The 20,456-nt window shown below is 38.6% G+C and carries 22 protein-coding genes; all 22 read left to right on the top strand.

Translation table 11 applies throughout. The annotated features are described in order from the left end of the window. Positions 1–93 precede the first annotated feature (93 nt). Positions 94–297, top strand: coding sequence for a 50S ribosomal protein L31 (rpmE, locus tag ACIQXI_RS15535; protein WP_004269457.1), 204 nt, complete (start codon positions 94–96; stop codon positions 295–297). 249 nt (positions 298–546) lie between these two features. Further along, entirely contained in the window at positions 547–1,119 is a 573-nt protein-coding gene (locus ACIQXI_RS15530) for a thymidine kinase (RefSeq protein ID WP_402926618.1), read from the top strand. Between the two features lie 234 nt (positions 1,120–1,353). Further along, complete coding sequence (prfA, locus tag ACIQXI_RS15525) at positions 1,354–2,430, top strand: peptide chain release factor 1 (protein WP_402926615.1); 1,077 nt, start codon at positions 1,354–1,356, stop codon at positions 2,428–2,430. Then, the gene (gene prmC / locus ACIQXI_RS15520) at positions 2,417–3,277 is read left to right on the top strand and encodes a peptide chain release factor N(5)-glutamine methyltransferase (protein WP_402926613.1); all 861 of its coding nucleotides are present in this window, start codon (positions 2,417–2,419) and stop codon (positions 3,275–3,277) included. The genes prfA and prmC overlap by 14 nt, the downstream gene beginning before the upstream one ends. A gap of 44 nt (positions 3,278–3,321) precedes the next feature. Continuing rightward, the gene (locus ACIQXI_RS15515; protein WP_402926610.1) at positions 3,322–3,912 is read left to right on the top strand and encodes a stage II sporulation protein R; all 591 of its coding nucleotides are present in this window, start codon (positions 3,322–3,324) and stop codon (positions 3,910–3,912) included. Positions 3,913–4,012: 100 nt separating this feature from the next. Further along, positions 4,013–5,047, top strand: a complete 1,035-nt coding sequence (locus ACIQXI_RS15510) for an L-threonylcarbamoyladenylate synthase (RefSeq protein ID WP_402926608.1) — start codon at positions 4,013–4,015, stop codon at positions 5,045–5,047. 165 nt (positions 5,048–5,212) lie between these two features. After that, a complete protein-coding gene (locus tag ACIQXI_RS15505) occupies positions 5,213–5,710 on the top strand; it encodes a manganese efflux pump MntP (protein WP_402926605.1) in 498 nt (165 codons plus the stop codon). 17 nt (positions 5,711–5,727) lie between these two features. Then, on the top strand, positions 5,728–6,168 hold the full coding sequence (locus ACIQXI_RS15500) for a low molecular weight protein arginine phosphatase (RefSeq protein ID WP_402926603.1): 441 nt from the start codon (positions 5,728–5,730) through the stop codon (positions 6,166–6,168). A gap of 8 nt (positions 6,169–6,176) precedes the next feature. Beyond that, positions 6,177–7,460 carry a methyl-accepting chemotaxis protein gene (locus ACIQXI_RS15495; RefSeq protein ID WP_402926600.1) on the top strand — a complete coding sequence of 428 codons (1,284 nt, stop codon included), beginning with the start codon at positions 6,177–6,179 and terminating at the stop codon, positions 7,458–7,460. Positions 7,461–7,819: 359 nt separating this feature from the next. After that, on the top strand, positions 7,820–8,257 hold the full coding sequence (gene rpiB / locus ACIQXI_RS15490) for a ribose 5-phosphate isomerase B (RefSeq protein WP_402926598.1): 438 nt from the start codon (positions 7,820–7,822) through the stop codon (positions 8,255–8,257). Between the two features lie 102 nt (positions 8,258–8,359). After that, a complete protein-coding gene (locus ACIQXI_RS15485; RefSeq protein WP_402926595.1) occupies positions 8,360–8,902 on the top strand; it encodes a TIGR01440 family protein in 543 nt (180 codons plus the stop codon). Between the two features lie 61 nt (positions 8,903–8,963). After that, complete coding sequence (gene glyA / locus ACIQXI_RS15480) at positions 8,964–10,205, top strand: serine hydroxymethyltransferase (RefSeq protein WP_402926592.1); 1,242 nt, start codon at positions 8,964–8,966, stop codon at positions 10,203–10,205. Between the two features lie 398 nt (positions 10,206–10,603). Further along, positions 10,604–12,757 (top strand): EAL domain-containing protein, encoded by a 2,154-nt coding sequence (locus ACIQXI_RS15475; RefSeq protein WP_402926591.1) that lies wholly within the window; start codon positions 10,604–10,606, stop codon positions 12,755–12,757. 126 nt (positions 12,758–12,883) lie between these two features. Beyond that, positions 12,884–13,513, top strand: a complete 630-nt coding sequence (gene upp, locus ACIQXI_RS15470) for a uracil phosphoribosyltransferase (protein ID WP_173478609.1) — start codon at positions 12,884–12,886, stop codon at positions 13,511–13,513. A gap of 170 nt (positions 13,514–13,683) precedes the next feature. Further along, complete coding sequence (wecB, locus tag ACIQXI_RS15465; RefSeq protein ID WP_402926589.1) at positions 13,684–14,805, top strand: non-hydrolyzing UDP-N-acetylglucosamine 2-epimerase; 1,122 nt, start codon at positions 13,684–13,686, stop codon at positions 14,803–14,805. Between the two features lie 535 nt (positions 14,806–15,340). Continuing rightward, positions 15,341–15,712 carry an ATP synthase subunit I gene (locus ACIQXI_RS15460; protein ID WP_139860289.1) on the top strand — a complete coding sequence of 124 codons (372 nt, stop codon included), beginning with the start codon at positions 15,341–15,343 and terminating at the stop codon, positions 15,710–15,712. A gap of 34 nt (positions 15,713–15,746) precedes the next feature. After that, positions 15,747–16,457: a F0F1 ATP synthase subunit A gene (gene atpB, locus ACIQXI_RS15455; protein WP_402926587.1), complete on the top strand. Its 711-nt coding sequence runs from the start codon at positions 15,747–15,749 to the stop codon at positions 16,455–16,457. Positions 16,458–16,520: 63 nt separating this feature from the next. Continuing rightward, entirely contained in the window at positions 16,521–16,745 is a 225-nt protein-coding gene (gene atpE / locus ACIQXI_RS15450; RefSeq protein WP_004269474.1) for a F0F1 ATP synthase subunit C, read from the top strand. Positions 16,746–16,923: 178 nt separating this feature from the next. Continuing rightward, positions 16,924–17,445, top strand: coding sequence for a F0F1 ATP synthase subunit B (gene atpF / locus ACIQXI_RS15445; protein WP_402926584.1), 522 nt, complete (start codon positions 16,924–16,926; stop codon positions 17,443–17,445). Continuing rightward, positions 17,442–17,978 (top strand): F0F1 ATP synthase subunit delta, encoded by a 537-nt coding sequence (locus tag ACIQXI_RS15440; RefSeq protein ID WP_402926581.1) that lies wholly within the window; start codon positions 17,442–17,444, stop codon positions 17,976–17,978. The genes atpF and ACIQXI_RS15440 overlap by 4 nt, the downstream gene beginning before the upstream one ends. 28 nt (positions 17,979–18,006) lie before the next feature. Further along, on the top strand, positions 18,007–19,515 hold the full coding sequence (gene atpA / locus ACIQXI_RS15435; RefSeq protein WP_402926579.1) for a F0F1 ATP synthase subunit alpha: 1,509 nt from the start codon (positions 18,007–18,009) through the stop codon (positions 19,513–19,515). Positions 19,516–19,564: 49 nt separating this feature from the next. Beyond that, positions 19,565–20,422, top strand: coding sequence for an ATP synthase F1 subunit gamma (gene atpG / locus ACIQXI_RS15430; protein ID WP_402926577.1), 858 nt, complete (start codon positions 19,565–19,567; stop codon positions 20,420–20,422). Positions 20,423–20,456: the final 34 nt, after the last annotated feature.

Raw genomic sequence — 20,456 nt, 5'->3', positions numbered from 1 at the left:
GTGTACATATGTAGCCGACATATTCGGGCTATGTAAGGTACAGTTCGAGATTACTCTGTTCCAGATGGTTCAGGGCGAGAGGAGAAAACGAATATGAAACAAGGAATTCATCCAGACTACAAAGAAGCAACAGTAACTTGCTCTTGTGGTAACACTTTCAAAACTGGTTCAGTGAAAGAAAACATCGTTGTCGAGTTCTGCAACGAATGTCACCCATTCTACACTGGCCGTCAAAAATTCGCGTCTGCTGATGGTCGCGTGGATCGTTTCAACAAAAAATACGGTCTTAAAAACTAATGTTAGTTTAATACCTGCCAAGCATGTGCTTGGCAGGTATTTTTTTCAGTATATAAAAAAGTACATGCGTTTATTGTGTCGCAACGAATCTATTCCTTTCGCAATGTAGCACAGTACGTTTAACATAAAACAAAGGTAGAGTGGATTTTTGAAATGAACTTAAGCTAACACAACCCTATATGGTCGTTAAGTCAAATAATAGGATGCTAGGCATTTCAAAAACCTAAAATCATGGAGGGAGAAAATACAATGGCACAGCTATACTACAAACATGGCGCAATGAATAGTGGCAAATCAATTGAAATTTTAAAAGTTGCACATAACTATGAAGAGCAGCAAAAGCCTGTCATGATGTTTACGTCAGGGCTTGATACGCGAGATGAGGTAGGGTTTGTCTCTAGCCGAGTAGGATTACGACAAGAAGCCATCCCGATTTATGAGGATACGAATATTTTTGAACTTGTGAAAAACAATGAAGTGAAACCATACTGTGTGCTTGTAGATGAAGTACAATTTTTAAAAAAGGCACATGTGCTACAATTAGCGAATATCGTGGACGAACTAGATATTCCTGTGATGGGCTTTGGCCTAAAGAATGATTTCCAAAATGAATTATTTGAAGGAAGTCAGTACATGCTTACATATGCAGATAAAATCGAAGAAATGAAAACCATTTGTTGGTTCTGTCATAAAAAAGCAACAATGAATTTGCGTGTCGATGAAAATGGTAAACCTGTTTACACAGGCGATCAAATAAAAATTGGTGGTAACGATTCTTATTATCCAGTTTGTCGCAAATGCCACGCACACCCACCGCTATAAATTTGCTGTCATAGAAGTGTGCTGAATGATTTTCAGTAGTGACCGAAGAAAATGTAGCATACAAGCGCATTTTTCCTTATACTAAGTAGTGGAAATAATGCATGACTACTGCGCCTATACGTATTGCAGGCAGAGTGAAGACAAATAGAGTAAAAAGCGTTCGTGTCTCGCTACCTTTAATGGAAGCGGCGTTTTAGTGAATATAGATAAATGAACTAATTAGAGGTGAAGCCCGTGTTTGATAGACTACAAGCAGTAGAAGATCGTTATGAAAGGCTAAATGAGCTTTTAAGTGATCCGGATATTGTCAATGACAGTAAAAAGTTACGTGAATATTCAAAGGAACAATCGGATATTCAGGAGACAGTTGATGCTTATCGTGAATACAAAAGCGTCAAAGAACAACTAGTAGATACACGTGAAATGTTAGATAACGAAAAAGACCCTGACATGCACGAGATGGTAAAAGAAGAATTTAACTCGTTAAAAGAACAGCAAGAAGAGCTGGAAGAACGTTTACGTGTGTTATTAATTCCAAAAGACCCGAATGACAATAAAAACGTTATTATGGAGATTCGTGGAGCTGCCGGTGGGGATGAAGCGAATATTTTCGCAGGGGACTTATTCCGTATGTATTCTCGCTATGCAGAAACACAAGGTTGGAAAATCGACATTATGGAAGCAACACCGAACCCAATGGGCGGCTATAAAGAAGTCATCTTTATGATTAACGGCCAAGGCGCTTATTCAAAGTTCAAATTTGAAAATGGGGCGCATCGTGTTCAACGTGTACCAGCGACAGAATCACAAGGGCGTATTCATACATCAACTGCCACAGTAGCCTGCTTACCGGAAGTGGAAGAAGTAGATGTTGAAATCCATGAAAAAGATATTCGTGTCGATACATTTGCATCATCTGGTGCAGGTGGGCAATCGGTAAATACAACGATGTCTGCTGTACGTATGACCCACTTACCAACAGGTGTTGTCGTATCGATGCAAGATGAACGTTCACAAATTAAAAACCGTGAGAAAGCAATGAAAATTCTTCGTGCACGTGTAGCTGATATGTACTTGCAAGAAGCGCAAAAAGAAATTGATGCAACACGTAAGTCAGCAGTTGGTTCAGGCGACCGTTCAGAGCGTATCCGCACATACAATTATCCACAAAACCGTGTGACAGACCATCGTATTGGCTTAACGATTCAAAAGCTTGATCAAATCGTCGAAGGTAGACTGGACGAAATCATCGATGCACTAATCTTAGAAGAGCAAGCATCGAAGTTAGAGCGACTTAATGATGACCTATAAAAATGTGATGGAGGCCCTTGATTGGGCTTCTTCTTTTTTAGTGGATAATGGACGCGAAGAGACAGCTGCTCGTATTGTCATGCAACACATATTAGGCACTACCTATTCAGGTGTGATGCTGCATTTACAAGATACGTTAACAGCAGAGCAATGTGAACAATTTGTTCAATTGATAAAAGAACATGCCAATGGACGACCTGTGCAATATTGTATCGGCAGCGAAGAGTTTTACGGCCGTACATTTTTAGTCGATGAATCGGTTCTCATCCCAAGACCAGAAACAGAGGAATTGGTGCTAGGGACCAGCAATCGTATTAAAAGGATATTTCCTAACAAAGCTTTGAAGCTAGCTGATATCGGTACAGGGAGTGGTGCTATCGCCATTTCGATGAAGCTAGAATGTCCTGAGCTTTCCGTAGTGGCAACGGATTTATCGGCAGCAGCTTTAGCTACGGCACAAAAAAATGCACAATTACTGGCGGCAGATATTGATTTTCGTCTAGGTGATTTAACAGCCCCACTTGTTGGTGAAAAATTCGATATTGTTTTATCGAATCCACCATATATTGCATTTGAAGAAGCGAAGGATATGTCGAGCATTGTGTTGGAGCATGAGCCGCATAGTGCGCTTTTTGCGGAAGAGGACGGGCTTGTTTTATATCGGAAATTAGCTCAGCAACTCCCGGTGATAATGAATAAACCCGCTTTAATTGGTCTTGAAATTGGCTATACCCAAGGGGAGCAAGTAGCACAATTCTTCCAAGAAAGTTTTCCACAAGCGACTGTTACCGTGGAAAAAGATATTAATGGAAAACCTCGTATGGTTTTTTGTGAAATTGATGTATAAAGATTGTCCTTCTTGACAACAATGTTGAGCAAGGAGGGATTTTTATGTTAAACGAATACAAGATTGTTAGATTTCCAAAATTAAATATTTTACTAGCTTTTGCTAGACTAGTTATACTAGCGATAGCTTTACAACTGTGTATTTTATATATTCCGTCATTAATAGGTTCTGCAAAGGAAGCTACGAATCAAGTACAAGAAAACGATTTTCGAATCCGCGTTATAGCAAATAGCAATACAACCAATGATCAACTAGAAAAAGAGCAACTAGTGAAAGAGTTAAAACCTTTATTCATGCAAGCAGGTGCTACTACGGCTGTGGATAATAATAAATTTATTACATTAAAAAGTAATATTGAGGCACAATTAAAAGAAAATTATCCACAATTGCGTACACAAGTGATACTTGGGGATAACTTATTTCCAGCTAAGAGACAGGATGCAATGTTTTATCCACAAAATATGTACCATTCGATTGTTGTGAAAATTGGCGATGCGCGCGGTGATAACTGGTGGTGTAGCATTTTCCCGTCAATTTGTGAACCAGAAACAGCGGAAAAAGTGCAAGAGAAGGAAGAAGAAAAAGAACCAGTGACATTCTTTATTTGGGAATGGATCAAAGGATTTTTCGAATAATTGTGCACAAATTCAGATAACTTATACACAATTATTGATAAGTTATAAACAAAATGTGGATAATTCAGAAAAAAACAACGATTGAAAGAAGGTTTTTCATATGGAAACCGTTTGTAAGATTGTGGATAGTAATGTGAATAGTCAAACAACTTATGCACAAGCTGTGGATATCTTGAATGCTGGAGAGGTTGTGGCATTTCCAACAGAAACGGTTTACGGTTTAGGTGCAGTGGCAACAAATGATGAGGCGGTTAAAAAAATATTTAAAGCAAAAGGCCGTCCTTCAGATAATCCATTGATTGTTCATATTGGAACGAAAGAAGAAGTTCATCTTTATATAGAACATATATCTGAGCTTGCAAGAAAATGTATGGATGCATTTTGGCCAGGTCCTCTGACACTTGTTATGCCAGTTAAGCCCAATGTGCTGGCTGAAAGTGTGACAGCCGGTTTACAAACAGTCGGCATTCGCATGCCGGATCATCCCGTTGCACTGGCATTACTCCAGCAAATTCACAAACCGCTTGCTGCACCAAGTGCGAATCGCAGTGGTAAACCGAGCCCGACAGAAGCAATCCATGTAAATGATGATTTAACAGGGTACATACCGTATATTTTAGATGGTGGTCCAACAGGCATTGGTTTTGAATCGACAGTGCTAGATATGACGCATGAACCACCAGTTATTTTACGTCCGGGTGGAATCACCAAAGAAATGTTAGAGGCAGTTATCGGTCCAGTTGTACAACCTACTAAAATAGAGCAGGCAATGGAAGAAACACCGAAAGCACCTGGCATGAAATATACACATTATGCGCCGAATGCACCTGTGTATTTAATTGACTGTGATAAGAGCGAAGTACAGCAAGCAATCCAACAGCTACAAGCACAGCAGCATAAAGTAGCACTGCTAGCACCGGAGAGCTTTGACCAACTCAAAGCAGACTACTTTTTCTCAATCGGGGAAGCAGGAAGTAAAGAAGAAATGGGTGCCGCACTTTATCAAGCGTTACGTGCTTGCGATAAAACAGAAGCTACCATTATTTTAGCGACTACAACATCAACAGAAGGTGTAGGTGCCGCCATTATGAATAGACTTGAAAAAGCAGCTGGTGGCAAGTGGTTTACACGATAATGCTGTGACGACTCGGAACTGTCGGCGATTTCATAAGCAAACAAAAAAACTCATCTATAGAAAGATGAGTTTTTTTGATATTGAAAATGTCCCAGCACGCATTATGATAATACTGTATTTCCAAGCATAAAATGATAAAATATTAGGAAGCGAAGGAGTGCATTCTTGCAGGGGATTCTTGCAGGTGTTTTAACGTCTGTTGATGTCATCGGTTTATTTGTCTTAATTCCAAATGTTAGATATCGCTTTTTTTTGGCAATGTGGACAGCTACATTGCATATGCTTTTTCCGCTACTCGGTTTTGAATTAGGGCACTACTTAGTGCGCTTTTTATTAGAGTGGGGACAATGGATTTCAAGTATTTTGCTCTTTGGCATTGGCCTACATTTACTTTTATTTTCTCAAAAAAATGAAAAAATAACCATCTCTCCTGTTTTATTAGCTGTGACTGCTAGCCTAGATACCTTTTCAGTAAGTGTTTCTTTTGGTATGCTTAACTTAGAAAAAACAATTTTTATTATAAGTGCTGGATTGAGTGCTTTTGTTTGCGCATATGGTGCTTTAGTCGTGGCACGCAGGAGTCAGGTCTTTTTTGGCAATAAAATTCAAATCATGGCAGGGATTATTTTTATCATCATGAGTATTCTGGCTATCCAAAAATAATAAGGAAGGTGATAAGTGTGAATATATTATTTGTTTGTACAGGGAATACTTGTCGCAGTCCGATGGCTGAGGTTATTTTAAAACATAAACAACTAAACGATGTCCAAGTTCGTTCCGCTGGGATTTATGCAATGCCTAATGCTGAAATGTCTGTACATGCCCAGCAAGTTTTAAATGAAGCGAATATGGCACATCAACATTTAGCAACCCAATTATCAACAACTGAAGTAGAATGGGCCGATTTAATTTTAACCATGACAACTGCACACAAAGATACGATTATTGCAAACTTTCCAAACACAGAAAACAAAGTTTTTACACTGAAAGAATATACGAGTGAAGGTAGTTTAGGAAATGTTGTAGATCCGTACGGTGGTCATAAAGCTATTTATGAAGAGACATTTGCAGAATTAACCGCATTAATAGAACAGTTAGTAAAAATACTTGAGAAGAATTGAGGGGCACTATGAAGAAACAGTTTGGCTTACGACTTAAATTAGTATTATTTGTAAGTATACTTGCACTAATCACCTATAGCATCAGTTTTCTATTCATTGAATTTGTACAACCTACTTTTTTCCCGGAAATCAATCGTAAGCTATTCGAAGTGATTACTTATTTATTAGGGATAACTTGGTCAGGTATTTTAGCTGCGATTTTCAGTGTTATTTTAATCAAGCCATTACAGCAGCTTGAATATTCTGCTACACGTGTTGCAGAAGGAAAAATAGGACAGGATGTAGTTATGCCAAAAACGAATGATGAGATTCGTTCAGTGGCAATGGCATTCCAGCAAATGGTGTTAAATTTACGACAAATGGTAGAAAGTATTGATCAAAACTTCCAACAAACAAATCAATCGATTATTAAACTATCGGATGAAACTGCTGTTGCTACAAAGAAGGCGGATGGCATTGCGGGAACAGTTAAACATATTTCGGCAGGAGCAGAAGCATCCGCTACGGCAGTACAAGATACAGCAGAAGCGATTGAAGATGTACGAGCACTGGCAACAGAAGTCAATACACGAGCTGAACAGTCTGCGACGCAATCGAAAGAGATATTACATAATTTAACGAATACAACAAAAGCGATTGAAACGTTAGTCAACAGCATTCAACAAATTGCAGCTGGTAATAATGAAGCACTAGAAAGTATTCGTACGTTAGAAGATAATGCTGGGCAAGTGGAACGCATTATCGGCTTAGTAGGCGACATTGCTGCGCAAACCAATTTACTAGCATTAAATGCATCGATTGAGGCTGCTCGTGCTGGGGAACATGGCAAAGGCTTTGCAGTAGTTGCAGAAGAAGTTCGTGGCTTAGCCGATGAAAGTGCGAAAGCAGTACAAGGGATTACGTCCCTTATTCAGTCAATGCAACATAATGTTGAAGTTGTCGTGAAACAAATGAATCAACAAGTGGCATTTGCCACAAAAGAAGCAGCACGCGTTTCAGAAACAACGACTGCTGTGGAAGGTATGTCATCGAGTGTTCATGAAATGGCAACATCGATTGTAGAGATTTCTTCATTAATTGAAAAGCAAATGCACAATATTGAAACAACAGCTCGACAATCGCAAGAAGTCGCGGCGATTGCTCAAGAAACATCAGCTGGTGCACAGGAAGTAAGTAGTGCAACAGAAGAACAAGCGCATGCAATTGAGCAAGTGGAACAACTTGCACAGGATTTGAAAAAACAATCCGAAGCACTTCATAAAATGATTCAACAATTTGATAGACAAGCATAATAAATAAAGACTGTGAACAAGCTCAAAAAAAGCTTGTCCGCAGTCTTTTTCTTTGCTATTACTTGGACGATAATAGGGTCTTTTGAAAAAATATTGCAATAGTATGTCCACTGTAGTAGAAAAGGGAAAAAAACTTTAGAAGAGCGAATATTACAACAAATAACCATTATCCGAATTTATTAACAGGATATTCACATTATCCACAGAAAACGCTACTAAAAATGAACGATTTTGAACGGTTTGACAAGAAATGTTCGTCTTTTAGGAGAAATCAGCATAAAATTGCAACAAAAATCATGTTATTCTTGAGATAGAAGTGGTAAACTTATGTTGACTATATTTCGAAATGAGGGAACCCAGTGAGAATAGCAATTTCTTCTGATCACGGAGGCAATAACTTACGTCGTGAGATTATGCAACTGTTAGATGAGCTAAACATTAGCTACGAAGATTTTGGTCCACAATCTGCGGATTCAGTAGACTATCCTGATTATGCAAAGCCAGTTTCTGAAGGTGTTGCTAGCGGGGAATTTGATAAAGGCATTTTAATTTGCGGTACAGGGATTGGCATGTCCATCGCTGCGAACAAAGTAAAAGGCATTCGTTGTGCATTAGTACATGATGTATTTAGCGCAAAGGCAACACGTTGCCATAATGATTCAAATATTTTAGCAATGGGTGAGCGCGTAATTGGTCCAGGCCTTGCACGTGAAATAGCTCAAACATGGCTTGAAACAGATTTTGAAGGCGGTCGTCATACGCGCCGCGTAGAAAAAATCGCTGAATTAGAACAATAAGCGTGAACATTTTTAGGTGCAAAGGTGGCAGTCAAGTGCTGTCACTTTTACCTAAAATTGAGTCGTGATCGTAAAAGATATGATAATAAGGGGCTGAGCTTAATGGTTGTGCAACAAATACAGGCGCAATTGACTCAGTTACTCAGTGAATTTGAAGAGCAAGTTGTGTTGCGACCAAATACTATATTTGTCGTAGGCTGCTCAACGTCTGAAGTGATTGGTCAGAAAATTGGCACAGCAGGTGCACTTGAAACCGCACATGCGATTTTTGAGCCTTTGCAAGCATTTGCAATGAAACATCAACTACATCTTGCGTTCCAAGGCTGTGAGCATATTAATCGAGCTATAACGATGGAAGCTTCAGTTGCAGAACGCTTTGGCTATGAACCTGTGGCCGTTATACCCGTTCGTACGGCAGGAGGTTCAATGTCGGCGTATGCCTATACAAAATTGGACAATGCAGTTGTTGTAGAAGCGATACGTGCACAGGCTGGTATCGATATAGGTCAAACATTAATTGGTATGCATTTAAAGGAAGTAGCTGTTCCAGTTCGTACGTCTGTGCGAACAATCGGAGAAGCAGTTGTCACAATAGCAACAACACGTCCAAAGCTTATTGGTGGCGAACGTGCTGTATATAAATAACACTACTTCTGTTGTCAGAGGTACTTGTAAATAACGATAATACTTAGGAGGCTTTTCAAACATGGCATACGGAAAATTAGCACTACAAGACAAAGCGGTATTAGATGGGATTTTAGCAGAGAAAAAACGTCAACAAGCGAATATCGAGTTAATTGCATCTGAAAACTTTGTATCTGAAGCAGTAATGGAAGCACAAGGCTCAGTTCTTACTAACAAATATGCTGAAGGTTATCCGGGAAAACGTTACTATGGCGGCTGTGAACACGTAGACGTAGTTGAAGATATCGCACGTGACCGTGTAAAAGAAATTTTCGGTGCAGAATATGCAAACGTACAGCCACACTCTGGTGCACAAGCAAACATGGCTGTCTACCATACAATTTTACAACCAGGCGACACGGTTCTAGGGATGAACCTTTCTCACGGTGGTCACTTAACACATGGATCTCCAGTAAACTTCTCTGGTATTCTTTATAATTTCGTTGAATACGGTGTAACAGAAGATACACATGTTATCAATTATGAAGATGTTCGCCAAAAAGCATTAGAGCATAAACCAAAATTAATCGTTGCGGGTGCTTCTGCCTACCCACGTGAAATCGATTTCTCTAAATTCCGTGAAATCGCAGATGAAGTAGGGGCTTACTTTATGGTCGATATGGCGCACATCGCTGGTCTTGTAGCAGCTGGAGAGCACCAATCACCAGTACCTTACGCTGATTTTGTGACATCTACTACACATAAAACATTACGTGGCCCACGTGGAGGTTTAATTCTTGCTTCAAAAGAATGGGAGCAAAAATTAAATAAATCAGTATTCCCAGGAATCCAAGGTGGACCATTAATGCATGTTATCGCAGCAAAAGCTGTAGCATTTGGTGAAGCATTACAACCAGAATTCAAAGAGTACGCAAAACAAATTAAAGCCAATGCTCGCGCATTAGCAGAAGTGTTAATCGAAGAAGGTGTAGAAATCGTATCAAACGGTACAGATAATCACTTATTACTTCTTAACGTAAAATCTCTTGGCTTAACTGGTAAAGTAGCAGAGCACGCATTGGATGAAGTAGGTATTACAACAAACAAAAACACAATTCCATACGATACGGAATCTCCATTTGTTACTTCTGGTATTCGTATTGGTACTCCTGCAGTTACATCTCGTGGCTTTAAAGAAGAAGATATGAAAGAAGTTGGCGCAATTATTGCAGCTGTTCTTAAAAATCCAGAAGATGAAGCTGTGAAAGCACAAGCAAAAGAGCGTGTGATTGCTTTAACTGACAAACACCCATTATACGCATAATATGCTAGATTAATATAGCTGTGTCTAAAGAGTATATTTGCTTTAGGCACAGCTTTTAATTGTTTACCTTATATAGAAGAAAGTCACTAATAAATAGTGACAAAGGTGTTGCAGCTTAGGTAAGTACCGTCGTAGCGGACATCCCCGTTAGAGCAAAATCCTCGATTGCTTCGCTCTCCATAAAAAACTGAAAAATATATCTTTTTTGCTACCATATAAATAAATTAATATTATTTTTGGTTTTTTTTACATATATATTAAATAAAAAGGTGTATTATATTGTATAAGGACAATTGATGTCCTTAAAAAGATTGTTTTTTTACAAAAGTGACAATTTAACGAATTTTTTATGTACAATATAAAGAGGAACAGTTAATGGATGAGACGGGAGGGGTTGGATGGTTTCTAAATCTATGGACAGACAAAATAATATCTTATTAACGACAATTCGTAACTTAGGTGAACAGTCTAAAGAAAGCTATATTATTTTAGATGCTAAATCGCATTTAATAGTAGAATGTAATAATGCTTTTTGCATGCTTACTAACACACTACGTTCTGAAATTTTAAATAAAGATTATTTTACGATGCTTTCAAATGACTTACAGACGGCAACAGTAGACATGATTAAAGAGAAAATACATAGCGGAGCGATGGTAACAACAAAGTTGCATCACCAACGCTTTGACAAGCAACCCTTTTGGGCAGAAATGCAAACCCTTCCTTTTCAAAATAATGATAATGAAACATTATTTGTGTTAGTGCTGGTGAAGGATATTACATATTATCATACGGAAGATTTTTTAACGCAATTAGAAAAAGCCGTGTATGAGGCAATTGAAAAGGACGCTCCATTTAATAAAAAAATGGACACTATTTGTAGTAAAATAGATGAATTTTTCATGCCATATGTTGTTAGTTCTATACTTATTAAAACAGAATCCAATCAATTCCAAGTATTTACATCAAGTAGTAATCGAGAGCATGCACCACAAATTTGCGAGATGAATGATTTTTATCATAAAGTGATGCAACAACAACAACCAATCATTGCAGAAAATCTCGAAGAGCTTGCTTCTTTAACCGATTACAAAGATTTATCTAGCATGACAAATAACCACTTAGGGTGGTTTGTACCTATCCATAATCAACAACAACAAGCAATCGGATTTTTTGCGATATATTCACACTTTGCGAATGACAGCGCTTTTTTTCACACTATGTTTCAAAAAATAGGTGCACTTGTAGCATTGGCGCATACGTATGCGAAAACACAGAAAAAAATATGGGATTTAGCATATAACGATATGTCGACTGGCTTGCCGAATCGCCATAGCTTTTTAAATAAAATTCAACAGGAAGTACAGCACGGGCAATGTGGCTTTATCAAAATTATTAAACCTAGTGAATTTCATCAAGTAGTTGAATTGTATGGTCGAGAAGCTGGAGACGAGTTGTTGAGACAAGTTGCTAACCGTCTTCTAGAACAGGGGAATGACTTGCCGGAGTATATTGCTAGATTCACAAGTTCAAGTCTGATTATTTCGCAAATAACCGCCGATGACTCGTTAAATGATTATGAAATGCGAATAAAAGAATTAACACGACAACCATTTACTATTAATGATAAACAACTTTACATTACATTAAAGACGGGTGTCTCTTACTTTGATCACAATATTAAAATTGCCGATGCCATCAGATTTGCAGACAATGCACTATCTTTTGCAGCCAATAAACCTGGAACGCATATGGAGATATTTACAAAGGAACGCAATGATTTATTAGAGCAACAGATGACGGTGCTAAGCCATTTATCACAAGCACTCAAAAATAAAGAGATAACTGTTAATCTACAACCAAAAGTGGACTTAAGAACGGGTGAAATTCAAAGTATTGAAGCGCTAGCTCGTTGGCAATCGCCTATTCTTGGATTCGTATCTCCGGCAATGTTTATTCCTGTCGCTGAAAATGCTGGCAAAGTACGTGAAATTGATATTCAAATATTAGAAATTGTCCTTGCGTGGCTAGCCGAGCGTCAACGATTAGGGAAGAAGCTAGTAAAAGTTGCGGTCAATATATCACCAGACCATTTTTATTATCCTCATTTTGTAAAAGATATTCGGCAATTAGTTGAAAAATATATGATTGATCCAAGTAATATCATTTTAGAAGTGACGGAAAATATCGGCTTAGTCGATTTTCAAACCGCTTTTGGTATTATTCAAGAATTAAAGAGTTTCGGCTTTAAAACATCGGTGGACGACTTTGGAACAGGATTTTCATCGCTTAGTTATTTGCAAAGATTGCCGTTTACAGAGTTGAAAATAGATCGTAGCTTTATTAATGATATTAATGATGCTGCGACATTGGCGATTGTTCGTTCAATTATTCAATTAGCTTTAAATTTAGGCATGACATCCGTTGCGGAAGGAATTGAAAACGAGGAGCAAGTAGAAATATTACGTGCGCTAGGTTGTAAAGTAGGACAAGGTTACTTCTATTATAAACCGATGTCAATTGAGCAGCTAAATACGATACTTGACGTCTAATTTGCTTTTATTTGTAGCAAACACACTAGAAAAGGGAACATCTCGAATTTATTTTTGAGACAGTTCCTTTTTTCTGTTATACTAGTTGAGATAAAAATGAATCCGAACGGTTAGGAGAGAACCACTTTGAGCAAAGTATACGTATTTGATCATCCACTAATTCAACATAAGTTAACTTATATTCGTGATAAAAATACAGGAACAAAAGAATTTCGTGAGCTAGTAGATGAGGTCGCAACATTAATGGCGTTCGAAATTACACGAGAAATGCCTGTAGAAGAAATTGAAATTGAAACACCAGTAACGATCGCGAAAACAAAAGTTCTTTCTGGTAAAAAACTTGCCATTGTACCGATTTTACGTGCAGGAATCGGCATGGTCGACGGCGTATTAAAACTAATTCCAGCTGCAAAAGTTGGGCATATCGGTCTTTACCGTGACCCTGAAACATTAAAACCAGTTGAGTATTACGCAAAACTACCAGCAGATGTTGAAGAGCGCGATTTCATCATCGTAGACCCAATGCTTGCTACAGGCGGTTCTGCAGTAGAAGCTATCAATTCACTTAAAAAACGCGGTGCGAAAAGCATTAAATTTATGTGCTTAATTGCTGCGCCAGAAGGTGTAAAAGTAATTCAAGATGAGCATCCAGATGTAGACATCTATATTGCAGCACTTGACGAGAAGTTAAATGACCACGGTTATATTGTGCCTGGTCTAGGTGATGCTGGTGACCGTTTATTCGGTACAAAATAATATTATTGCTTGCCAAAGTAGCATTTATCTAACAGCAACTTTATAGCACTTAAAAGCGTCCTTCAGTACTGAAGGACGTTTCATAGTATGTTTAGGCAATTATGCCATCTCTTCATACAGGTTGAGAGGCATTGCACGTACAATATAATCAAAGGACGGTGCAAATCGTTTTGACGAAAAAATGGAAAGTGATGACGATTTTCGGTACGAGACCAGAGGCGATTAAAATGGCCCCGCTTGTATTGGAATTACAAAAGCATCCCGAGCAAGTGGAATCAATCGTGACTGTAACAGCACAACATCGCCAAATGCTTGACCAAGTATTAGAAACATTTAAAATTACGCCAGACTACGATTTAAACATTATGAAGGATCGTCAAACATTAATTGATGTGACAACGAATGCATTACAAGGTTTAGATAAAGTCATGAAAGAAGCGCAACCTGATATTGTGTTAGTGCATGGCGATACGGCTACAACATTTATCGCGAGCTTAGCAGCATTTTATAATCAAATTGCCATTGGTCATGTTGAAGCTGGTCTGCGTACATGGAATAAATATTCACCTTACCCTGAAGAAATGAACCGTCAGTTAACAGGTGTTATGGCTGATTTACACTTTGCACCAACAGAAGTATCTAAGAAAAATCTATTAGATGAAAATAAAAATGCAGATACTATTTTTGTAACGGGTAATACAGCGATAGATGCATTAGCTACAACGGTAAGTGAGCATTATACACATCCGGTGTTAGATAAAATTGCAAACGATCGCATGATATTATTAACAGCCCACCGCCGTGAAAATCTTGGTGAGCCAATGCGTCATATGTTCCGAGCAATTACGCGAATTTTAGCGGAGCACGATGATGTGCAAGTTGTCTACCCAGTGCATATGAACCCGGCTGTGCGTGAAATTGCCAATGAAATTTTACGCGATAATGAGCGTGTGCATTTAATCGAACCACTAGAAGTATTTGATTTCCATAACTTCGCTGCTAATTCGTACATGATTTTAACTGATTCTGGCGGCGTGCAAGAAGAAGCGCCATCATTAGGAAAGCCCGTTCTCGTGCTTCGTGATACGACAGAGCGTCCTGAAGGCATTGCAGCAGGAACTTTGAAACTAGCAGGAACAGAAGAGGAAACAATTTATGCGCTAGCAAAAGAATTACTAGAGGATAAAGATGCGTATGAAGCTATGGCAAAAGCCTCAAATCCATATGGAGATGGGCATGCTTCGCAACGAATCGTAGAAGCGCTCTTAGAATTTTTGCAAAAAAGCAAGTAATATACTATTTTAGTTTATGAAAATAAGTAAAAAGAACTAAAAAATCATCTGAAGCTAATTTACGAGCATATTTATGTCGTAAATTAGCTTTTTTTTGCATTATTTCGAAAAAATATTTCTTGTTTGTGAAACTTCATACACAAATTTGTCAACAATTTGACAAGAGTATAGTAGCTGTGAAGTTTTTCTCCTTTACTAATTGACTTCAAATATCTCCTATTGTATGCTTACAAAGGGTAAGAATGATAAGGGTTTCTATTCGTTGATAGACGTTGAAACACTTGTTATATCAAGTTTCTACTAAATTGACAGTACAAACCACTCTGTCGATTTGCAACGTTTTGTGCGTTTCGGTTTATCACCGAGTAAGTAAGGGGTGTAAGGCATTATTGGGAATTTACACCTGTAATTTCAAATGACTCTCCCGTTACTATTCCGCTGTGAGTAGTGTTTTTCACTGCTCTTTTCTGATTTCACAAAGTGGTCAGCAAACGTTTTCTTTACTCGAAAAAATGATTCAGGAGACTACAAACCAATGCTAGATTTGCATCACATTTTTGCTGTGCAGAAGAGAGCGTTATTTTTTTTGCTCGCACTTTGCGCATTAGGCTGGGGCTTTACGTCCTTTCAAACAGTTTTTGCGGGCATCGCAATCGGTGCATTTTTTGGTACGTATAATTTTTGGATTTTAGTTCGCCGTATGGAGAAGTTTGATCGTTCCATTAGTGAAGGGAAGAAAATAGGGTCACTTGGTACAGCACTTCGTTTTGGATCAGGTGTAGCGGCAGTCGCTATAGCCATTTCGTTGCCAAACTATTTTCACTTAATTAGCACGGTCATAGGGCTAATGATTCCGTACGTTGTTCTCTTTGTCGAGAGAATTGTATCTCATGTAAGGAACCACTAATGTGCTTTATTAGAAAGAGAGGTGAAAAATAACAATGAATCATGAAGCTCCGTTAGTAACCATTGGTTTTTTAACATTTAACTTATCAACAGTTATGATGTTACTAGTAGCTGCTATAGTCGTATTTTTAATCGCGGTTATTTCAACTAGAAACTTAAAGTTAAAACCAACTGGTATGCAAAACTTTATGGAATGGATTATGGATTTCGTAAAGAATATCATTCAAAGCAACATGGACTGGAAAACGGGTGGTCGATTCCACATTCTAGGTATCACACTTATTATGTTTATCGCAGTATCTAACTTATTAGGTCTTCCATTCTCTATCGTCTATGACCACGAACTTTGGTGGAAATCGCCAACAGCTGACCCAACGGTTACAATGACTCTTGCAGCAATGATTTTAGTATTAACACAATACTATGGTATCAAAATGAAGGGTACAGGCCATTATGTTGGTACGTTCTTCAAGCCGATGTCATTCATGTTCCCGCTAAAAATTATCGAAGAGTTCGCGAACACGTTAACATTAGGTCTGCGTCTTTACGGTAACATTTATGCAGGTGAAATTTTACTTGCGTTAATCGCAGGTTTAGCTGTATCAAGTCCATTCGGTTTCGTAGGTGCAATTGTTCCTATGATGGCATGGCAAGGTTTCTCTATTTTCATCGGCTTTATCCAAGCCTTTATCTTCACAATGTTAACAATGGTATACATGGCTCATAAAGTGAGCGATGACCATTAATATAAAGCATAAATTTTATGCTTGAACCAAAAAAACAAACAATTCCAAGGAGGAAATTTTAAAATGACAGGTTCATTAGGTTTATTAGCAGCAGCAATCGCAATCGGTTTAGGTGCACTTGGTGCAGGTATTGGTAACGGTCTTATCGTATCAAAAACAGTTGAAGGTATCGCTCGCCAACCAGAAGCTCGTGGCGTTCTTCAAACTACTATGTTCATCGGGGTTGCGTTAGTAGAAGCATTACCGATCATCGCAGTAGTAGTAGCATTCATCGTAATGAACAAATAATTCAGTTGTATACTGAATTTTACTAGTGGCGAAGCAGGATTCTCCAGATGAAACTTCGCCCTTCATTTTGGAACTGATAAAAGCTATGTGCAAATATAGCTTTTTAAAATAGGTAAGTTTTTTTAGTAATACAAATTATTATGTGGAAGTTAAAGCTCTTGAAGGGAGTGAAACAATCGTGTTTTTAGATAATCTTGTACTTGCCGCTGCTGAAAGTAAGTTTAACGGTGGTGACGTCGTTGCAACATTAGTTATCTTCTTAGTACTAATGCTTCTTCTTAAAAAGTTCGCTTGGGGTCCATTAATGGGCATCATGCAACAACGTGAAGAATTAGTAGCAAGTGAGATCGAAGCAGCTGAAAAAGCGCGCAAAGATTCGCACAAATTTTTAGAAGAACAAAAAAGCCTTCTTAAAGAAGCTCGTACGGAAGCACAATCGATTGTTGAGGGTGCTAAGAAGCAAGGCGAAGCGCAAAAAGAAGAAATTCTTACAGCAGCTCGCAATGAAGCTAACCGCTTAAAAGAATCGGCTTTACGTGAAATCGAGTCTGAAAAAGAAAAAGCTATCAAAGCTGTACGTGATGAAGTCGTTTCATTATCTGTACTTGCAGCATCTAAAGTCCTTAGCAAAGAGATTTCTGAGGCAGACAACCGTGCTCTAATTGAAGAGACGATTGCGAAGGCAGGGGAAGCTCAATGAGTAATTCAACTGTAGCAAAGCGATACGCTCAAGCTCTATTTGAAATTGCACAACAAAAAAATATTCTTGCTGAAGTAGGGGCAGACTTAAACGAGTTAACAAAAGTTGTTACACAATCTCCTGATTTTTTAACACTGTTAAACGCACCTAAGTTCTCTATCGAACGTAAGAAACAAATGGTAGCTGAAATCTTTGCAAGTGCAACGCCAGAAGTTTTACACACTGTTCAACTTCTTGTTGATAAAAAGCGTGTAAACGAAGTGAAGCTAATTGCTGATGCATATGCTGAGCTTGCTGCACAAGCACAAGGTTCTGCAGATGCAACTGTATTCTCAACACGTGAACTTTCTGCTGAAGAAAGCGCTAAAATTTCTGCAGCATTCGCTCAACTTGTTGGGAAACAATCATTAAACATTACAAACGAAATTGATCCATCATTATTGGGTGGTATTCGTGTTCAAATCGGTAACCATATTTATGATAGCTCAGTAGCTAACAAGCTAGAGCGTCTAAAACGTGAATTAATCGGTTAATAATTTAGAAATGTGAGAGGTGACATACATGGGCATCAAGGCTGAAGAAATCAGCAGTCTGATTAAACAACAGATTGAGAATTATGAATCTGAACTTAAAGTAAGCGAAGTTGGTACAGTTATCCGTATTGGTGACGGTATCGCTCTTGCTCATGGCCTCGACAACGCCATGGCTGGAGAGCTTTTAGAGTTCTCTAACGGTGTTATGGGTATGGCTCAAAACCTAGAAGAAGGTAACGTAGGTATCGTAATCTTAGGTCCATATTCAGACATCAAAGAAGGCGATGAAGTTCGTCGTACAGGTCGTATTATGGAAGTACCAGTTGGTGAAGAACTAATTGGCCGTGTTGTAAACCCACTAGGTCAACCAGTGGATGGACAAGGTCCAATCAACACAACAAAAACTCGTCCTATCGAAAGCCCAGCTTTCGGTGTAATGGCTCGTAAATCAGTACATGAACCATTACAAACTGGTATCAAAGCGATTGACGCACTTGTACCAATCGGTCGTGGTCAACGTGAGTTAATCATTGGTGACCGCCAAGTTGGTAAAACATCTGTAGCAATCGATACAATCCTTAACCAAAATGACCAAAACATGATCTGTATCTATGTTGCAATTGGTCAAAAAGAATCTACTGTACGTGGTGTAGTAGAAACTCTTCGTAAACATGGCGCTTTAGATTATACAATCGTTGTGACAGCTTCTGCTTCTCAACCAGCTCCATTATTATTCTTAGCACCATTCGCTGGTGTATCTATGGCAGAAGAATTCATGCTACAAGGTAAACACGTATTAATCGTGTATGATGATCTTTCTAAACAAGCATCAGCTTACCGTGAACTTTCACTTCTTCTTCGCCGTCCTCCAGGTCGCGAAGCATACCCTGGTGACGTTTTCTACTTACACAGCCGCTTATTAGAACGTGCTGCGAAGTTAAATGAAACATATCAAAATGGTTCTATCACAGCTCTTCCATTCGTTGAGACACAAGCTGGGGATATCTCTGCATACATCCCAACTAACGTAATCTCAATCACTGATGGTCAAATTTTCTTACAATCTGACTTATTCAACTCAGGTGTACGTCCAGCGATTAACGCCGGTCTTTCTGTATCACGTGTAGGTGGATCTGCTCAAATTAAAGCGATGAAAAAAGTTGCGGGTACACTACGTCTTGACTTAGCTGCATTCCGTGAGCTTGAATCTTTCGCTCAATTCGGTTCAGATTTAGATAAAATTACACTTGCTAAACTTGAACGTGGTAAACGTACGGTTGAAGTTCTTAAACAAGACCTTAACAAACCACTTAAAGTTGAAAAACAAGTTGCGATCCTTTATGCATTAACTAAAGGTCACTTAGATGATATTCCAGTTCAAGATATCGTTCGTTTTGAATCTGAATTCTTAAGCTGGTTAGATACTAACCACACAAACGTTTTAGATCATGTTCGTACTACTAAAGAACTTGCTCCTGATGCGGAATACGTTGCAGCTTTAACTGAGTTCAAAAAAACTTTCGCTAAATCAGAATAAGTAACATAGTTAGTCGTTTGATTAAAAAACAAAAGGTGGTGAAATACCAGTGGTAAATTTACGCGAAATTAAAGGTCGTATAAATTCAACAAAGAGCACGAAACAAATTACGAAAGCGATGCAGATGGTTTCTTCTTCAAAGTTACGTCGTGCAGAGCAAAACGCTAAAGCTTACGTTCCTTACATGGAAAAAATTCAAGACGTAGTAGGCGCTATCGCATCAGGTACAAAAGACAGTGGACATCCAATGTTAACTGCTCGTCCTGTGAAGAAAACAGCTTACTTAGTTATTGGTTCAGACCGTGGACTGGCAGGTGCTTACAACTCAAGTATCCTACGCCAAGTGCAACGTACAATCGACGAGCGTCATAAATCAAAAGACGAATACGTGGTGTTAGCAGTAGGTCGTGTTGTTCGTGATTACTTTGTGAAACGTGATCATAATGTTATTAGCAGTGTAGTTGCTCTTCCTGACCAACCATCATTCGCTGATATTAAAGAAATCGCTCGTAATGCTGTTGGTATGTTCATTGACGGTACGTATGATGAGCTTTATATGTACTACAATCACTTTGTGAGCGCTATCGCAAACGAAGTGACAGAGAAAAAACTTCTTCCATTAACAGATATTGCACCTACAAGCAACAATGCTTCTTATGAATTCGAGCCATCTGGTGAAGCAATTCTTGAAGTATTACTTCCACAATATGCGGAAAGCCTAATTTACGGTGCATTATTAGACGGAAAAGCAAGTGAACATGCTTCTCGTATGACTGCCATGAAAAATGCGACTGATAATGCATCTGATCTTATTTCAGACCTATCATTGCAATATAACCGTGCGCGTCAAGCAGCGATTACACAAGAAATTACAGAAATCGTTGGTGGGGCTGCAGCCTTAGAATAGGCGCAGCTCACCAATGTCGTATAAGAATACGATA

The organism is Lysinibacillus sp. NPDC097195 (assembly GCF_044762075.1).
Taxonomy (GTDB): Bacteria; Bacillota; Bacilli; order Bacillales_A; family Planococcaceae; genus Lysinibacillus.
The sequence above is the reverse complement of the archived record's forward strand: the minus strand, read 5'-3'. Positions and strand labels throughout refer to the sequence as shown.

Excerpts from the sequence above, each read along its gene's own strand:
- rpmE (WP_004269457.1), top strand. The coding sequence starts at position 94 with ATGAAACAAGGAATTCATCCAGACTACAAAGAAGCAACAGTAACTTGC.
- ACIQXI_RS15530 (WP_402926618.1), top strand. The coding sequence starts at position 547 with ATGGCACAGCTATACTACAAACATGGCGCAATGAATAGTGGCAAATCA.
- prmC (WP_402926613.1), top strand. The coding sequence starts at position 2,417 with ATGATGACCTATAAAAATGTGATGGAGGCCCTTGATTGGGCTTCTTCT.
- ACIQXI_RS15515 (WP_402926610.1), top strand. The coding sequence starts at position 3,322 with ATGTTAAACGAATACAAGATTGTTAGATTTCCAAAATTAAATATTTTA.
- ACIQXI_RS15510 (WP_402926608.1), top strand. The coding sequence starts at position 4,013 with ATGGAAACCGTTTGTAAGATTGTGGATAGTAATGTGAATAGTCAAACA.
- ACIQXI_RS15495 (WP_402926600.1), top strand. The coding sequence starts at position 6,177 with ATGAAGAAACAGTTTGGCTTACGACTTAAATTAGTATTATTTGTAAGT.
- ACIQXI_RS15485 (WP_402926595.1), top strand. The coding sequence starts at position 8,360 with ATGGTTGTGCAACAAATACAGGCGCAATTGACTCAGTTACTCAGTGAA.
- glyA (WP_402926592.1), top strand. The coding sequence starts at position 8,964 with ATGGCATACGGAAAATTAGCACTACAAGACAAAGCGGTATTAGATGGG.
- ACIQXI_RS15475 (WP_402926591.1), top strand. The coding sequence starts at position 10,604 with ATGGTTTCTAAATCTATGGACAGACAAAATAATATCTTATTAACGACA.
- ACIQXI_RS15460 (WP_139860289.1), top strand. The coding sequence starts at position 15,341 with ATGCTAGATTTGCATCACATTTTTGCTGTGCAGAAGAGAGCGTTATTT.
- atpB (WP_402926587.1), top strand. The coding sequence starts at position 15,747 with ATGAATCATGAAGCTCCGTTAGTAACCATTGGTTTTTTAACATTTAAC.
- atpE (WP_004269474.1), top strand. The coding sequence starts at position 16,521 with ATGACAGGTTCATTAGGTTTATTAGCAGCAGCAATCGCAATCGGTTTA.
- ACIQXI_RS15440 (WP_402926581.1), top strand. The coding sequence starts at position 17,442 with ATGAGTAATTCAACTGTAGCAAAGCGATACGCTCAAGCTCTATTTGAA.
- atpA (WP_402926579.1), top strand. The coding sequence starts at position 18,007 with ATGGGCATCAAGGCTGAAGAAATCAGCAGTCTGATTAAACAACAGATT.